This window comes from Neobacillus sp. FSL H8-0543, assembly GCF_038592905.1.
Lineage (GTDB): Bacteria > Bacillota > Bacilli > Bacillales > Cytobacillaceae > Neobacillus.
This window is the reverse complement of record NZ_CP151943.1, coordinates 1,106,479-1,121,782: the sequence shown is the minus strand read 5'-3', so window position 1 is coordinate 1,121,782 and position 15,304 is coordinate 1,106,479. Positions and strand designations below refer to the sequence as shown.

Annotated in this window: 18 protein-coding genes; 11 read left to right on the top strand and 7 right to left on the bottom strand. The window is 36.9% G+C overall.

Translation table 11 applies throughout. The annotated features are described in order from the left end of the window. Positions 1-22 precede the first annotated feature (22 nt). The 3 genes from NSS81_RS05900 to NSS81_RS05890 all read left to right on the top strand — a co-directional run bounded on the left by NSS81_RS05900 (position 23) and on the right by NSS81_RS05890 (position 2,578). On the top strand, positions 23-352 hold the full coding sequence (locus NSS81_RS05900; RefSeq protein WP_342432608.1) for a hypothetical protein: 330 nt from the start codon (positions 23-25) through the stop codon (positions 350-352). A 71-nt stretch (positions 353-423) separates the two neighbouring features. After that, positions 424-672 carry a hypothetical protein gene (locus NSS81_RS05895; RefSeq protein WP_342432607.1) on the top strand — a complete coding sequence of 83 codons (249 nt, stop codon included), beginning with the start codon at positions 424-426 and terminating at the stop codon, positions 670-672. Between the two features lie 127 nt (positions 673-799). Then, positions 800-2,578, top strand: a complete 1,779-nt coding sequence (locus NSS81_RS05890) for a phage tail tape measure protein (protein ID WP_342432606.1) — start codon at positions 800-802, stop codon at positions 2,576-2,578. Positions 2,579-2,635: 57 nt separating this feature from the next. Here the strand turns inward: NSS81_RS05890 and NSS81_RS05885 are convergent, their stop codons facing one another. The 5 genes from NSS81_RS05885 to NSS81_RS05865 form a co-directional block, all read right to left on the bottom strand. Beyond that, positions 2,636-2,788 (bottom strand): hypothetical protein, encoded by a 153-nt coding sequence (locus tag NSS81_RS05885; protein WP_342432605.1) that lies wholly within the window; start codon positions 2,786-2,788, stop codon positions 2,636-2,638. After that, positions 2,769-4,085 (bottom strand): hypothetical protein, encoded by a 1,317-nt coding sequence (locus NSS81_RS05880; protein WP_342432604.1) that lies wholly within the window; start codon positions 4,083-4,085, stop codon positions 2,769-2,771. Before NSS81_RS05880 ends, NSS81_RS05885 begins: the two co-directional genes overlap by 20 nt. 355 nt (positions 4,086-4,440) lie before the next feature. Continuing rightward, a complete protein-coding gene (locus NSS81_RS05875; RefSeq protein WP_342432603.1) occupies positions 4,441-5,115 on the bottom strand; it encodes a replication-relaxation family protein in 675 nt (224 codons plus the stop codon). Then, the gene (locus NSS81_RS05870) at positions 5,112-6,284 is read right to left on the bottom strand and encodes an FtsK/SpoIIIE domain-containing protein (RefSeq protein ID WP_342432602.1); all 1,173 of its coding nucleotides are present in this window, start codon (positions 6,282-6,284) and stop codon (positions 5,112-5,114) included. The genes NSS81_RS05875 and NSS81_RS05870 overlap by 4 nt, the downstream gene beginning before the upstream one ends. After that, positions 6,281-6,652 (bottom strand): hypothetical protein, encoded by a 372-nt coding sequence (locus tag NSS81_RS05865; RefSeq protein ID WP_342432601.1) that lies wholly within the window; start codon positions 6,650-6,652, stop codon positions 6,281-6,283. Before NSS81_RS05865 ends, NSS81_RS05870 begins: the two co-directional genes overlap by 4 nt. Before the next feature lie 344 nt (positions 6,653-6,996). On the opposite strand from NSS81_RS05865, the gene NSS81_RS05860 reads away from it, so the two are divergent. From NSS81_RS05860 to NSS81_RS05845, 4 genes are read left to right on the top strand one after another with little or no spacing between them, the layout of a single operon-like run. After that, entirely contained in the window at positions 6,997-7,227 is a 231-nt protein-coding gene (locus tag NSS81_RS05860) for a helix-turn-helix transcriptional regulator (RefSeq protein ID WP_342432600.1), read from the top strand. 5 nt (positions 7,228-7,232) lie between these two features. Beyond that, positions 7,233-7,415, top strand: coding sequence for a hypothetical protein (locus NSS81_RS05855; protein WP_342432599.1), 183 nt, complete (start codon positions 7,233-7,235; stop codon positions 7,413-7,415). Further along, on the top strand, positions 7,412-7,576 hold the full coding sequence (locus NSS81_RS05850) for a hypothetical protein (protein WP_342432598.1): 165 nt from the start codon (positions 7,412-7,414) through the stop codon (positions 7,574-7,576). The genes NSS81_RS05855 and NSS81_RS05850 overlap by 4 nt, the downstream gene beginning before the upstream one ends. Before the next feature lie 55 nt (positions 7,577-7,631). Further along, on the top strand, positions 7,632-8,354 hold the full coding sequence (locus NSS81_RS05845) for a hypothetical protein (RefSeq protein ID WP_342432597.1): 723 nt from the start codon (positions 7,632-7,634) through the stop codon (positions 8,352-8,354). Between the two features lie 217 nt (positions 8,355-8,571). Here the strand turns inward: NSS81_RS05845 and rpsD are convergent, their stop codons facing one another. After that, positions 8,572-9,174, bottom strand: coding sequence for a 30S ribosomal protein S4 (rpsD, locus tag NSS81_RS05840; protein ID WP_342432596.1), 603 nt, complete (start codon positions 9,172-9,174; stop codon positions 8,572-8,574). Positions 9,175-9,500: 326 nt separating this feature from the next. On the opposite strand from rpsD, the gene megL reads away from it, so the two are divergent. Next, on the top strand, positions 9,501-10,688 hold the full coding sequence (megL, locus tag NSS81_RS05835; protein ID WP_342432595.1) for a methionine gamma-lyase: 1,188 nt from the start codon (positions 9,501-9,503) through the stop codon (positions 10,686-10,688). Positions 10,689-10,714: 26 nt separating this feature from the next. On the opposite strand, the gene NSS81_RS05830 is transcribed toward megL, so the two are convergent. Then, the gene (locus NSS81_RS05830; RefSeq protein ID WP_342432594.1) at positions 10,715-11,200 is read right to left on the bottom strand and encodes a GAF domain-containing protein; all 486 of its coding nucleotides are present in this window, start codon (positions 11,198-11,200) and stop codon (positions 10,715-10,717) included. A gap of 166 nt (positions 11,201-11,366) precedes the next feature. On the opposite strand from NSS81_RS05830, the gene refZ reads away from it, so the two are divergent. The 3 genes from refZ (at position 11,367) to NSS81_RS05815 (ending at position 15,301) form a co-directional block, all read left to right on the top strand. Then, positions 11,367-11,996 carry a forespore capture DNA-binding protein RefZ gene (refZ, locus tag NSS81_RS05825; RefSeq protein WP_342432593.1) on the top strand — a complete coding sequence of 210 codons (630 nt, stop codon included), beginning with the start codon at positions 11,367-11,369 and terminating at the stop codon, positions 11,994-11,996. A gap of 349 nt (positions 11,997-12,345) precedes the next feature. Continuing rightward, positions 12,346-14,034 carry a septation ring formation regulator EzrA gene (ezrA, locus tag NSS81_RS05820; protein WP_342432592.1) on the top strand — a complete coding sequence of 563 codons (1,689 nt, stop codon included), beginning with the start codon at positions 12,346-12,348 and terminating at the stop codon, positions 14,032-14,034. 124 nt (positions 14,035-14,158) lie between these two features. Beyond that, positions 14,159-15,301, top strand: a complete 1,143-nt coding sequence (locus NSS81_RS05815; protein WP_342433946.1) for a cysteine desulfurase family protein — start codon at positions 14,159-14,161, stop codon at positions 15,299-15,301. Positions 15,302-15,304 lie beyond the last annotated feature (3 nt).

Below are 15,304 nucleotides of genomic sequence, written 5' to 3'. Positions count from 1 at the left end.
TTTATATAAGGAGGAGTAATAGTTGATAAACAGTGAACAGGCTTTTGATATGCTGCCCGATATGGTGAATATCTTTGAAAAGCTAGATATTGAGAATTATCGAAAAGAAAGCTTAGCAAAATATCAAGGCGAGGAAAATGTTGATTATAAAAAGGTTGGATTGGAAGTTATTTTTTACATTATCAAGAATTCCGGAAAAGTTAAGGACGAGTTTTTTTCCGTTGTTTCTATAGCAGAGGGTAAGGAAGTTGAGGAAATTAAAAAACAATCTCTTGCAAAAACAATCACAACTTTTAAAGAGATATTAACTGATAAAGAACTCATGGGTTTTTTCAAAACAGCTATGCAATAGGGTATGAAGAAACCTTTCGCCTGTTGCATAGCTGTTATGATATTAATTTCCTATTAAAAAAACCTTCAAAATTGTTAAATCGGTTATTGAAAAATGCGTTTGAAAAGGAAAATGAAAATATTGTCTATGAATTGTGGAAAACACTTTACCCGAAAATGATGTCCGGACAAATTGAATTCATGGAGTATGACATTTTCAAAGAAAAAGTAACATCAAAGAAAAATAAGTTTACTGATATTACTTACGAAGAAGTTGAAAAGGAAATGGATCAAGTTATGGCTGCTTATGAAGGGCAGGTGAATTTAACTGGAAATATTTAAGTTATTTGGATCTATTTTTGTTGATAACGATAATGCAAATGATGCTATTGACGAAACTGACCAAAAAGGAGAAGGGCTTTCTAAGACGTTCGGTTTTTTAGGTGGAGCTGCAGCAAATGCTGGTAAATTGATTGGCGGAGCATTATTAGCAGGAACTGGCTTAGCAGGTATTGGTATCGGAGCTATGCTCATGGCAGGTGACGATCTCCAGAAGACTTTAAATGGTTTACAAGCACAAACCGGTGCGACTAAAGATGAAATGAAAGATATGGGCGGTTCCATTAAAGAAATATATGGAAACAATTTTGGTGAATCGTTTGAACAAATTGGAGAAGTTATGGCAAAAGCCAAAACTATCACTGGTGAATGGGGAGAAGACCTTAAATATCTTACACAAGATGCATTAATGTTCTCAGACACTTTTGACTATGATACCAATGAATCGCTACGGTCCGCCGACAAGCTAATGAAGCAGTTTGGATTAACTGGTACAGATGCAATGGCATTGATCGCCGAGGGTTCACAAAAAGGACTTAACTTTGCTGATGATCTACTTCCTACGATTGATGAATACAGTGTTTATTTTAAACAAGCTGGTATGGATGCGTCTGATATGTTTGGCTTATTTGAAAATGCGAAAAAAGCTGGAGTTTTTAACCTAGATTATGCTGCAGACGCAGTAAAAGAATTTGGCATCATCATGACTGAAGAAGGCGATGGAGCCACAGAAGTCCTAGACGGAATGGGACTTAATGGAGCAAAACTACGTGATGAATTTGCAAAAGGTGGAGAATCAGCTAAAACGGCAATGCGAACAGTTGCTGATTCATTAATGGGTATAAAAGACCCACAAGATCAAATAGCGGCCGGAGTAAGTCTTTTCGGCACGAAATTTGAAGATATGGGTGCTACAGCTGTGGTTGAGTTGTTAAAAGTAAATGACAGCATCCAGGGGTCTACTGAGGTCTTAGATAGTATTAACAGCATTAAATACAATACATTCGGTGAAGCTCTTGCAGGGATAGGTAGACAAATCACAACAGATATTGTTCTCCCGATTAGCGAAAAATTAATGCCAAAAATGAACGAATTTTCTCAATGGATTACTGATCATATGCCTCAGATAAAAGAAGGTTTTAAAACGACTTTTGACGGAGCAACAAGTGTTGTAAAAGGAACGATTGATGTCATAAAAGATATAAGTTTTTGGATTAAAGACCATTGGGGAATTTTAGAACCAATACTAGCTGGAATTGCGGCGGGTGCTATTGCTTACATTACAATCACGAAATCGATAGCTGCATATAAAGCCATCATGGCATTAGCGACAGCAGCGCAACTGGCTATGAATGGAGCAATGGCTATGAACCCTATAGGCATTGTTGTTGCAGCAATCGGTTTATTGGTTGCTGCAGGTATTACCCTTTATAAAAATTGGGATACCGTAAAAGTTAAAATGTCGAATATTTGGATAAGCGTCCAAGAAGGTGCGGCAAAAATGGTAAACGGGGTAATCTCAGGAATAAACTGGATGATTGAAAAAATCAATAAAATACCAGGTGTTGATATTCCTCTTATCGGAAAAGTTTCATGGGGTAGTGACAAAAAAGTAGAATCCAAGTCAATGCTTGGTGGAATCCAGGAGTTCGCAAAAGGAACTAACTATGCAGATGGTGGTTTGTCAATCGTTGGCGAACATGGACCGGAATTATTGAATATACCTCGAGGGTCTCAAGTTAAGACAGCAAGCGAGACAAGAAGTTTAGTATCGAAAGAGCTAACTCCACCAAAACAACCAAATATCATTCAAATTGTTACTCCAGATAAGAGGGAAATCGCGAGTTGGTTAGTAAAAGATTTAACTGAAATGCAAGAGCTTAATATTAGAATAAGAAATATGTTTTAAATGAAATATAGAAAAAAACCAAATAGGGCCCTTCTCACTCGAGAGGGGCTTTTGGTTTTATTTATTAAAAAATACTTTTCCAATTGTTTCTTCGGCAAACTTTTTTGCCAACTTATTTGGGTCATCATAAAGTTTTTTCATAGAATTTCTTTTTGAAGTGTTTGGAATCAATTTCTTTTCTAGACTTTTTTCAAGGAGCAACTGGTTCATTATTATCCCTCCTAAAATAATTTTGATGAAAATTATTATTCAATTCCCTGCTAAAGTAATGTTTTCGTTTTATCCAAACTAATCCATCGCCCTTAGTTATTACTGCAACATCTACTGGACCACCAACAGTTTCTAAACTTGAAGATACCCTTCTTTTAAAAGAGGTTAAGTTAACTAATGACTCTGCCATCTCTGCTAACTCATCCTTAGGTAAAGAATTTACTATACTTAAAGTAGGTATAGTGAAATTCTCATATTTATATTCATTTAATACCCGTTCATATTCATTACGAATCTTTTCTAATCCTTCATCAATTTTAATCTTAATGTCAGCAGAATTGCCAATATCTTTTAGTTCGCTTTTTAAGTTATCTACTATCACACCAGATAAACCGGAAAATATATGGCTAAGATAGTTAGATGTAATCTTTTCGATTTCTGGATTAATGCCCCTTAGGAAAGTATGAACCATATCGTCTTGTGCAAATGGGACAATTGCTCCTGTAAGATCTTTACCAACTATTTTTTGTTTATTTATCTGTAACTTGACTTTACCATTAATTCTTCCATCGATATCATATGCTATTAATGCAGGGTAAAGTTCGTTCTCGCCGAAACCAGCTATTACTACACCTGATGTGGATTCTGAAAACTTTTTGAGGAGAGTACTAGCAACTATGTATTTGAGATTTGTAACTAAGTCATCCGAAAAAATCATATTCTCAAAAGTTTGCAAAATAATATGTTCAATTTCATCTCCATATGTTTCAAGAACCGTTCTAAAATCCTCATCACCATAACAATTAATAAACTCTGTGTTATCCAATTCCACTAACATTTCATCTAAGAACTTATTGGCTACAGCTTTCAACTCTTCTTCTGAAGTTTCCTCATCTGATTTGTTTACTTTTTCCTTTAATCCTTCAAGGATTATTTCAAATGAAGATGAAACTATTTCATCAATTTGATGTAAAGTGAACTTTGATTCTTCGTTTTGCGAAGTCAATTCTACATATTCATTACTTTTAATAAATTCAAGAAAATTCAATGCAAATTGTTCTACAGTCCCAAAGTTTTTCTCACCAAGTTTTTGTCTATAAACCTTTATAATTGTTTCCCAAGGTACTCTTAAAAATTCTGCACTTCCATATATCATTATTCCTACGGGATGAAATTTTGAAAGTGAAAAAAGTTTATTTGCAGAGTTATATATTTTTCTTCCCCTTCCAATAGTTACAGCGCTGTCAGCTGCCATAGCAATACCCATAGTATTCATTACACAAATTTCAGCAGTCATTAACAATTCTCCTTTGTTACATGATATAGATTATTTCTTTTGTTTTTTGTAAAATCCTGCAAAATCCTCATAAATACAGTTCGACATGAATCGACAAAATAGATTCAACAAGCAGAATGCTTTATGTGGAAAATGGAATACATAAAAGAAATTGGCACCTATGGAGGAATTGTCAGAAAACAACTCGGTATAAAGATATATTCCTAGTAATGAAAAAAGACCTCACTCATGAATCGAGTGGGGCATTGTCTATTTCCTTAAACAATCTGTTATATCTTCTCCGTCACAAATTCCCTTATCGATTTTAGCATTCATATGAATGTCTTTTTAAATCCACTTCGAGCAAGTGGTGGATCTAATCCGTCATTAATTTAAGGGGAGATCCAGTGACTTTTATATTTGAATCTTTCATCGCAACTTCTGTCCTTTTCGGTTCAAACATTTTCACCAATTGTTTGATGCTTTGGACCTGATAAAACTTTACATAGGCACTTTCAATGTTGTATCTAGTATCCGTGATTAAGATGACTGGGGGAAACATTTTCTTATTTTGTGGTTGCCATGGCTCTTGCTGCCATTCATTACTCATAAAAAAAGATTCATATCTACCTACCTTCTCTTTCATAACTTTATCCGAATACACAGAACGCTGTATTTCCACAAAGAACGGAGCTTTCTTCCAGAGCATAAAGGCATCCGGCTCCATATACTCTTTCCCATACTTAGGCTCCACTATGAAGCTTCTAGGTTGCTCATAATTGATTAAGCTTTTGTAGAATTCAACTATTTTCAGGAAATGCGGTATCTTTGTGGAATCTTTTTTAATTGGTGAAGGAGAGCAAAAATAAATATAAGGCTGCCTTTCTTTGCTCACTTCGATATATCCGTCACGTCTCAATCGCTTTAGTACTGTGTTACAGCAAGTTACAGGCTGTTTAAGGTTCTTGAAGTGTAAATCTATAATGTCATCCCTCGTTAAGCACCTGAAACGCTGTAGGTCGTTTAAAATGTCCATATCTCTCTTTTTCATTCGTCTAACACCCCAAACACTCCATTTTCATTTTCCGTTAAGTCAATCACGTCAATAGGCGGCTTTTTGAAGCTATTAAAGCGGTCATTTGGTTTTGCTACCTTATAGGGCTCTAAAATCTTTTTCGCGTTATCTAGTGTTAAGAATGGGGCTTGAATTTCCTTTAAGTCATAATCTTTAGTCTTGAGTAACATTCTTCCATCTATTTTTAGCTTTTCACTTCCAGGCGTGCCGATGATACGAGAATTAATAAGATCAGCACACTTAAAACCCATTCGAACGGTTAGGTTGTTCTTTAGCTTCCCGTCCAGGACTTTTCTATCTGGACGCTGCATCGATAGGATGAGGAATACTCCAAGAGCCCTACCTATGGCACTGATTTCCTCCACCAGCTCCATTAGCTTCGTTTCTTTCTGAAGCAAAGCCACCTCATCGATGCAAAGAACGATATAAGGAGGAGGGCTTTCAAGTTCATCAATGTGCGTTACTTCGTGTTGATCTAGTCTATCCCCTCGAGCCCGCATTTCCTTTTGCAGGTATTGAAGCATTGGCAGCATTTCAGCCGGAGAGACGAACAGCTCTTGAACGTGCTCTACCTGCCTGAAAAGATGGAATTCTGAACGCTTTAAGTCACAAAGGAATAGTTCTAGTCGCTCGGGCGGTAACGCTTGAATGAGGGTTGCAAGAACGCTTCTAATTTGTGTGGATTTTCCTGAACCTGTTTCTCCAGCAATAAGTAAATGCGGATTTTTTAGCAAATCGAAAACAATCAATTTGCCGTTTAAATCCATACCAGCGACGATAGGGAGAGCCATTCCTTTAAAGGAGGGTGAATATGCCTCAAAGTCATAAGTAAGCTCTGAGGGCAGTTTAGCGGCGTATACTGTGAGCTTAAATTCTCTCACCTCTCCTTTTACCTCGATGTTCTGGCCAAAGACCTGGTGAAAGCAGTACTCCTTTTTCTTAATCTCCTTTGGATCCAATCCAGTAGGTAGGGAGAAATAGCAAATCGCTGTCTTTCGCTCGTAATCAAACTTCACCTTTCGAATCTTAGGGTAAACTGTTCCCTTGTTATCGCCATATGAGTAAGAGATTCCAATATCAGCATTTCTGAATACCTGGAAGAGAGACGCTTTCATCCTTTGTTTAGCGAACCATTCTTTTATCATAGGAACACTCCTAACTTAGAAATGAGAATGAGGATAGAACCAAACGCAACTAAGGGAAAGCCAATTTTTAATATTCCAGATATAATAGCGGCAGGACCTATAATTCCGTTATCAGCTAATTTCTTTTCGAGAACAGCAACTAGAACCACAGCACCAGCTGCAAGCATGAAATGAACATCGAATAATGCTAGAGGATTGATATAGAGGGAATAGGCAGTAAGGTTGCGGCGATTGAGTAGGCTGTTTTTTTGTTGTTGTTGGTATAGGTTATCTAGCTTTTGTTTGGCTGCTACATATTCAGGTGAACCACCTTTGCAAAAAGTTTTAAAGTCAATAGACTCTACGGGAAGCTTGGAAAGTTTTCTCATGGGTGAACACTCCTCTTAATTTTCTGATTTCTCAATTGTCAAATTATCAGAATACATTTTTTGTCTCCCCCGGACCCCCTCTCAGGCCTTCCGGCTCCGCCTCCCTCTAAACAGATTTTAAAATCCGCTATTGATATGGCTTTAAGGCTTAATTACTTTGATAGAGATACAATTGTAGGTAACTTGATAATAAACAAAGTAGATTTTTGGTAGATGCTTTGATTGCTGCCTTAATAAAGCCTATGTCGCACTGGTTGTCCATGTTTCCTATAAGTAAAAATAATTTTATTTGTAGGATTTTTATACGGGCTTATCGAAATGTAAGAGAAGCAGGGGGTGATAATGTGTATGATCATGGTCTCGGGAAACAAAGATCAAGATTCGGTAGCTTTATTGATCAAAATTCAATATCGCAGCAAGTCCTAGCAGAAAAAAGCGGGGTTAGTAAAAGCACGATCAGCAGGCTATGTCATCCAGCAGAGCATGAACCATCCATGAAGAATGGTATGAAGATAATAAAGGTCTTGAAAGAAAGTGGTTACAGTGTTGATTATGGAGATTTTTGGGGTGATTAAGGTCGATGGATTTTGAAGGAATAGATGGAAGTGTGATTGAAATAACAGGAAAACACGGAACCATTAGACTTATTGTTCCAAATAGAAGGCCAACTCTAGAAGAGCTGGAAAGGTTGCATCGAGTGATTGCAGAGACAATGGTGAATTCAGCCAAGAAAAGGCAATTATTTGAGAGGTGGGCCGAATGAAGAAACGGAAAAAGTTGGTCACAGAAAAAACAATAATAAACATAGACGAAGTAGTATTTAAGATAAAGGCCCAGGAACTGCAAGCGGAATTATTTGTGGAATATGTTAATAAAAAATGCCAGTATCCAGTATTAGAATTAAAATTGAATAATACGAGGTAAAATTCACCTTAGACTTGTTAATAATCAAAAAAAGTTTGTTTTAGAGGGAGCTTTTATGAAGTATTTAATGACCGGAATTGATCAACAGTTGGATAAGGGGTTTGGAATTAACGCATTTGCTTTTAACAGAGCAGCAGATCAACTTTATAATTCAAAAGAGTATAACGATTCTTTTAATCCGCAAAAGCATATGCCTGTGTTTTATCTATACAGACACACAATAGAATTATATTTTAAGTCCATGATATTTTTAATTCATCTTGAGTTAGCTATTCCATACGGCAAGGATTCTAAGAAACCCCAACTCCATACCGAAGATGGAAAATGGAGGGATTTGGATAATTGTCATTGGATTGATGCGCTATATTGGTACTGGGCGAAACTGATCCTCGATTACTCTGAAAAATTAAATGTTGTTGCTTCGAAAGGTGACTGGAGAGTTCATCCTGATTTAAAAAACATGATCGATATGATAGCAAAATATGATAGGGATAGCACTTACTTTAGATACCCATTTACCAAAAATAATCAAAAGGGTCAGGATGAAGAAAAATACTCAATGAAAAAAGTTGATGATATTCAAGAATTAATTAATAAGACTGACTCAAAAAAGGGTAGCATAACACTGATAATTAAAGATCAGGACGATAACATTAAATCTATATATGCTCATGAAGAAAATGTATTAAGTGAGTTGATGGATGTTTTCAAAGAAACAGCTGAGATACTGAGTGGTTACCATTCTATGACAAGAATGACTTTAAGCGATGGATTCTAAAAATAACAGTAAAACAAAGAGAGCTAACAATTGTAAGCTCTCTTAAAGATTATTTATGCGCCTGCCCACTTTTTTAAAAACGTCCCCCAAAACCTCCCCCAAATGGTTGGGGGAGAATACATTATTCTACAAAGCAGAATAAAATAAAAAACCCTAGAAGTTGAGTGATATCAACGTTTCTAGGGTTCTTGTTATCGCTGTTTACGACACGTTTTTATTAACGTGAGTAGAACTCAACGATTAGAGTTTCGTTAATTTCAGCAGGTAATTCAGAACGCTCAGGTAAGCGAGTGAAAGTACCTTCAAGCTTGTCTGCATCAAATGTTAAGAAGTCAGGAACAAAGTTAGTTAATTCAATAGCTTCTTTAACAACAGAAAGATTACGTGACTTTTCACGAAGGCTGATTGTTTGGCCAGCAGATAAACGGTATGAAGGGATATCAACGCGTTTTCCATCAACTAAAATGTGTCCGTGGTTAACTAATTGACGAGAAGCACGACGAGTACGTGCTAAACCTAAACGGTAAACAACGTTGTCAAGACGAGCTTCAAGTAAGATCATGAAGTTTTCGCCATGTACTCCGCCTAATTTGCCTGCTTTATCAAAAAGATTACGGAATTGACGCTCAGTTACTCCGTACATATTACGAAGCTTCTGCTTTTCTTGTAATTGCAATCCGTATTCAGAAAGCTTTTTGCGTTGGTTTGGACCATGTTGTCCAGGAGCGTAAGGACGCTTTTCTAATTCTTTACCTGTGCCGCTTAGAGAGATTCCAAGACGACGAGAGATTTTCCAGCTAGAGCCAGTATAACGAGCCATGAATGACTCCTCCTTCGTGTTTTTATTTTGGTAAAATAAAAACCGTTATGAGACGCTTTGATAGTCATTTTGTTTTCATGCACCTTCGCCCTAGCAGCTGAGGGTTACAAGATACACCATCATAATCAGAGGATTTTCTCTGGAGAGGAACAAAATAAGTCTAAAAAAGGATTCACATAGGCTGCAATATTTTACACAAAGAGTATTATATAATTTTATACACATTTATGTCAAGTTTATTAATAAGTTTTAGCGTACCTTAACTCTTTTTAATGAATACATAGTAATATAGGTAATGTAAGCGTTTTCGTTTGGAGGGGAAGATAGTGGAGAAGAAGGACTTGCAGTTTGAAACAAAAGCCATTCATGGAGGATATCAGCCACAGGAGCATCAAGGAAGCCTAGTACCTCCCTTGTATCAAACATCAACTTATACCTTCGCAAATAGCCAACAAGGTGAAAGGAGATTTGCAGGAGAGGAAGAGGGGTTTATTTATTCACGCCTAGGTAATCCAACCGTAAAAATTCTTGAGGATAGGATTGCTGAACTTGAAAAAGGGGAAGCTGGGCTGGCGTTTGCTTCAGGAATGGCCGCAGTTTCAGCCGTATTAGTTGCTCTAACGAAAGCAGGGGACCATATTCTCTGTTCACAAGGGGTATATGGCTGTACGTTTGGGCTGCTAAATCTATTAAAAGACAAATACGCAATTGACCATAAATTTTCATTAATGAACACTAGAGAGAGCCTAGAACAGGAAATTAGAGAAAATACTGCATGTATTTATATTGAGACGCCCATAAATCCAACAATGAAACTTGTAGACTTAGAACTGGTCGCTGCTGTGGCAAAGGAACGGGGAATTCCAGTAATTGTAGATAATACATTTTGTTCGCCGTACCTACAAACTCCAATCACACACGGCTGTGATATTGTCATTCATAGTGCTACAAAGTACATTTGCGGGCATGGTGATGTTATTGCAGGATTGGTTATTGGGAAGAAGGATTTTATTCAAAAGGTTTCCCGAACGACACAGAAAGACATTGGAGGGATTATCTCACCGTTTGATGCTTGGCTGTTATTAAGGGGCTTAAAGACATTGCCAGTTCGAATGGATCGACATTGCGAGAATGCCAGCAGGCTCGTTGAATTTTTAAGCGGGCATCCAAAGGTAGAGTCAATCTATTTTCCTGGCGGCAGTGATTACCCTGATGATGCTCAAATTATGAATAAACAAATGAAAAAGCCTGGCGGACTTATTTCATTTACACTGAAAGGAACAAAAGAAACAGCACAGTTTTTCATGAATCAATTGAAATTAGTGAAAATAGCGGTAAGTTTAGGTGACGCAGAGACGTTAATCCAGCATCCAGCGACGATGACCCATGCGGTAGTACCAGCTGAGGACCGTAAAAAGATGGGAATTGACGATACATTACTGCGCCTCTCAGTGGGTCTAGAAGCATGGGAGGATATAAAAGAAGATCTTGAACAAGCACTTGAGAAAGTTTAAAGAAGCTCTCCATGCGGAGAGCTTCTCTATTTAATATTGTTTACTATGATAGCGACAAGTTCTTCTAGTTTTTCTTGATCAAGGATATCAAAACGGTCTTTTTCCGGAGAATCAATATCTAATACACCTATTAATTCACCGTTTTTAACTAGAGGTATTACTATCTCTGATTGTGATGCCGCGTCGCAGGCGATATGCCCGGGAAACAGATGAACGTCTTCTACACGGACCGTTTTTCTCTGCTGTGCTGATGTCCCGCAAACACCCTTGCCAAGTGGGATTCTAACACATGCAGGCAGTCCTTGAAATGGACCTAACACAAGTTCATTGTTGCTGTCTATAAGATAGAAGCCAACCCAGTTGATACGATCAAGAAATTGGTTTAATAGTGCAGAAGCATTGCTCAAATTAGCAATTAGATTTTCCTCACCATCGAGGAGAGCCTGTAATTGTTTATTGACAAGTTCATAGTTTTCTAAGCGACTACCCTTGTACATTTCGACGTTAAACATGATTTTTCACCTATTCCTTTTGCGAATTACTATTTATTTTATCAAAAAAACATGAAAAAGTGCAGACATTGTCGATAATTTTATAAAGGGAAACAGAGCTCATTGAAAGAATCAATACATATGGGAGATAGAAGTTGAACGTTTGCAGTATACGGGGGGAGTACGGATGAGAAAAAATTCAAAAGAAGCAATCGTTAAGGCAGCAATTTCGTTGTTTAATTCAAATGGATATTCGGGAACATCGATTCGGGATATAGCCACACTCTCAAAAGTGAATTCCGCAACGATTGCCTACCATTTTGAAAATAAGCTTGGTCTTTTAGAATATTGCTTTACGTATTTTTTTGAACAATACATCAGCAGGATGGAAGAGCAATTTACCCTTGTTGAATATAGTGCAAAGGATTGCTTAAAACGAGTTGCAGCTGAATTACTTCATTATCAATGTGAAAATATTGAACTCACCAGCTTTGTATATCGAGAAATGTCGATGGATTCCCAAGTGGTCCGCGAGATAATGTCAACATACTCCTTGAAAGAGAAATATTATTTTCAAAAGATTTTTGAAAAAGGGTTTGAACGGAAGGAATTTCGACCTCATTCTATTCCCTATTTAATTATCCAATTCAAAGGCTTACTGATGACGCCCTTTATTAATGCTCATTATTTGAGAGAAGTACTTTATATTTTTCCAAATGAACGGTTTTTCGAACAAAAGTATATAAAAGAGATCAATGGATGGATTGAAAATACACTAACTATAAAAGCAATTGAGAAAAAAGAAGCGATTTTATAATTTCTAACTTAATTAGAGTAGTTATAAGCACTAGCAAAAGGAAGATTCCTTGCTCAGTGCTTTTTGGGCTGATTGGAAATAATAAGCCCATACTTAAAACTGTTTCGCCTTCATCCTATTTTCGGTGCAACTACCCCATTATTTGTCGAATATTTCTGGTTATACCCTTGATTTCACCTGGCAAAAATTATATTTTCATTTCTTTTACAAAAAAAATGAAAATAATAGTCAAAAAATGTCGGTTACATGGTATCATAAAGTCATTGAACTTTACCTTAAGTAATATTTTATATAGATTAGTATCTGCTTTTTCAATTTGAAAGAAGTGTTTGGAACAGGGGGCTTATTTGTGGAAATTTTCATTGGATTTTTCATCCTATTACTGGCCTTATTTGTATTGGGATATTTAATAAAAAAGAAGTATTATAAAGAAATGGACAGGTTGGAAACTTGGAAAATTGATTTATTTAATCGACCTGTATTGGATGAAATGTCCAAAGTAAAACAGCTGAACATGACGGGTCAAACGGAAGAGCTATTTGAACGTTGGCGTACTCAATGGGATGATGTTGTCACGATGAAACTCCCAAATCTTGAAGAAATGTTATTTGATGCGGAAGAATACATTGATCGCTATCGATTTAAAAAGGCAAAAACGATTCAACTTGAGATTAGTCGGAATTTACAAGAAACGGAAGACCAAATTAAGAAAATATTAGAAGAGTTACATGAGCTTGTTGGAAGTGAAGAAAAAAATAGAGTTGAAATTGAGCAATTGAAAGAGTTATATCGAGAAACGAAAAAGACATTGCTTGCTCACAGGCATAGCTTTGGAAAATCAGAAAAATACTTAGATCAACAGCTTGATGATATAACCAAAAAGTTCCATGAATTTGATGAAATAACAGCACACGGAAATTATCTTGAGGCGCGAGAGCTAGTATTACTAATTGATAGTCAATTACGGAAAATAAAAAATAATATGGATGTTATTCCTCAGCTGTTAATTGAATGTCAGTCTCTTTTACCATCTCAATTAGCAGAAGTTCAAGAAGGCTATCGTGAAATGACAGAGCAAGGGTATTACTTAGAGCATATCCACCTGGAAAATGAAATTGATGCTTTGAAAGAAAAGCTAATCAATCACTCGAACTTAATTGAAGAAACAGAAATTGAAAAAGCTGAAGAGGGTATTGATGAAGTAAAGGAACGAATTGACATTATTTTTGATCTTTTGGAAAAAGAAGTTACGGCCAAACATTTTGTCATGCAAAATGAGGAAGGTACAATTGGTCTTCTTAATTCAGTTCAAGAAGAAAGTAATTACCTCTCAGATGAAGTGGTACATGTTCAAGAAAGCTACCATTTAACCGAAAGTGACTTCGAAATCCAAAGGCACTTAGAAAAAGAACTCTCATCTGTGTCAAAGAAATATGAAATCTTATTCCAAAAAATAACAATCAATGAAACAGCTCAAACATTAATTTGCGAAGAGCTAAAAGAAATAAAAGACCAACTGGATGCCATTCGCGAGGAACAGGAGAATTTCTCCCAAAAGCTTCAGGCACTAAGGAAAGATGAATTTGAAGCTAGGGAAACAGTAAGAGATTTAACAAAAAAAGTGGGAGAAACGATTCGACTTGTTTCGAAGAGTAATATCCCAGGATTGCCAGAGGATTATAAGTATTTATTTGAGGATGCAAATGACAGTATCCAAAACGTCAAATATCAGCTGGAAGAAAAGCCGCTTAATATTTCAGCCCTTAATCAATATTTGGAAATAGCTGTATTAACGGTTGAGAAGCTTGCTAATTCAACCGTAGAAATGATTGAAAATGTATTGCTTGCTGAAATGGCGATTCAATACGGAAACCGCTATCGCAGCCAGTATTCTTCAGTTGCGAAAGGGTTAACAAATGCTGAAAATTCGTTTAGGCATTTCGAGTATCAGGAGGCATTAGAACAGGCTGCAGCTTCGATTGAAGCAATTGACCCAGGTGCCTTAAAGAAAATCAAAGCTTCAGCGGAAACAAATTAAAAAAACCGATTTGGCATTTTTGCTAAATCGGTTTTGCTTTTGTTAAATAATGCTTCTTTTTAAAAGAATAAAAGTTATGGTAAGATTTACTTTGCGCAAAGGGATAGAGGTGGCTAAAAATAAAATGATTTATTTTGACAATAGTGCAACAACAAAACCATATAAAGAAGTCCTGGCTTCCTTTTTGACAGTATCAAGCGATTATTTTGGTAATCCTTCCTCACTGCATGGATTAGGTGTACAAGCAGAAAAATTACTAACCCAGGCGAGAACCCAAGTGGCAAATCTTCTAGCGGTAAAACCGAGTGAGATTTATTTTACATCTGGAGGCACGGAAAGTAATAACTTAGCCCTAAAAGGAACGGCCATTTCATATAAAAGTCGCGGAGGACATCTTATCTTATCGAGTATCGAACATCCATCGGTTCGCGGGGCGATGGAACAGCTTAATGAGCACGGCTTCGATATTACCAGTCTGCCCGTCGATTCAAAGGGAAGAGTATGTGTAGAAGATATCAAAGAAGCAATCCGTGAGGATACCATTCTTGTATCCGTTATGCAGGTAAATAATGAAATGGGAACAATCCAGCCCATTAAGGAAATTGGTGAGCTGTTAAAGAGCTATCCTTCAATCCGCTTTCATGTCGATGCCGTACAGGCAATCGGCAAGGTACCTTTATTTTTATATGATGACAGGGTAGATCTTTGCTCATTTTCTGCACATAAATTCCATGGATTAAAGGGAACAGGGGCGCTGTTTGTCAGAAGTGGGGTAAAGCTGGATCCATTGTTCTCTGGCGGAAACCAGGAATGGAAATTGCGTTCCGGTACGGAAAATGTTGCCGGGGCAGTCGCAATGGCGAAGGCTTTAAGAATGACAATGGACAAAAGTGAAAAAGGTATTCCGAGGATGAATAACATTATTTCTCTGCTAAGAGAAGGACTCAGCAAAATCGAAGACCTTACCTTCAACACACCACAAGAAGAATCCGCACCACATATATTGAATTTTTCACTAAAGGGAATGAAATCGGAAGTATTAATCCATGCCCTAGAACAGGAAGGAATTTATCTGTCAACGACTAGTGCCTGTTCTTCAAAGAAAAAATCACCAAGTAAGACGCTTTTAGCAATGGGGGTTCCTGAGAGTATAGCGGAAAGTGCCTTCAGAATTAGCCTTTCCTTTGATAATACCGAAGCGGAAGCAGAAAAGGTTATTAAAGCCGTTGGAAAAGCGGTAAAACAACTAAGAAGGGTTTTGAAATAATAT

Excerpts from the sequence above, each read along its gene's own strand:
- NSS81_RS05885 (WP_342432605.1), bottom strand. The coding sequence starts at position 2,788 with ATGAACCAGTTGCTCCTTGAAAAAAGTCTAGAAAAGAAATTGATTCCA.
- NSS81_RS05880 (WP_342432604.1), bottom strand. The coding sequence starts at position 4,085 with ATGACTGCTGAAATTTGTGTAATGAATACTATGGGTATTGCTATGGCA.
- NSS81_RS05875 (WP_342432603.1), bottom strand. The coding sequence starts at position 5,115 with ATGAAAAAGAGAGATATGGACATTTTAAACGACCTACAGCGTTTCAGG.
- NSS81_RS05870 (WP_342432602.1), bottom strand. The coding sequence starts at position 6,284 with ATGATAAAAGAATGGTTCGCTAAACAAAGGATGAAAGCGTCTCTCTTC.
- NSS81_RS05865 (WP_342432601.1), bottom strand. The coding sequence starts at position 6,652 with ATGAGAAAACTTTCCAAGCTTCCCGTAGAGTCTATTGACTTTAAAACT.
- NSS81_RS05855 (WP_342432599.1), top strand. The coding sequence starts at position 7,233 with ATGGATTTTGAAGGAATAGATGGAAGTGTGATTGAAATAACAGGAAAA.
- NSS81_RS05850 (WP_342432598.1), top strand. The coding sequence starts at position 7,412 with ATGAAGAAACGGAAAAAGTTGGTCACAGAAAAAACAATAATAAACATA.
- NSS81_RS05845 (WP_342432597.1), top strand. The coding sequence starts at position 7,632 with ATGAAGTATTTAATGACCGGAATTGATCAACAGTTGGATAAGGGGTTT.
- rpsD (WP_342432596.1), bottom strand. The coding sequence starts at position 9,174 with ATGGCTCGTTATACTGGCTCTAGCTGGAAAATCTCTCGTCGTCTTGGA.
- NSS81_RS05830 (WP_342432594.1), bottom strand. The coding sequence starts at position 11,200 with ATGTTTAACGTCGAAATGTACAAGGGTAGTCGCTTAGAAAACTATGAA.
- refZ (WP_342432593.1), top strand. The coding sequence starts at position 11,367 with ATGAGAAAAAATTCAAAAGAAGCAATCGTTAAGGCAGCAATTTCGTTG.
- NSS81_RS05815 (WP_342433946.1), top strand. The coding sequence starts at position 14,159 with ATGATTTATTTTGACAATAGTGCAACAACAAAACCATATAAAGAAGTC.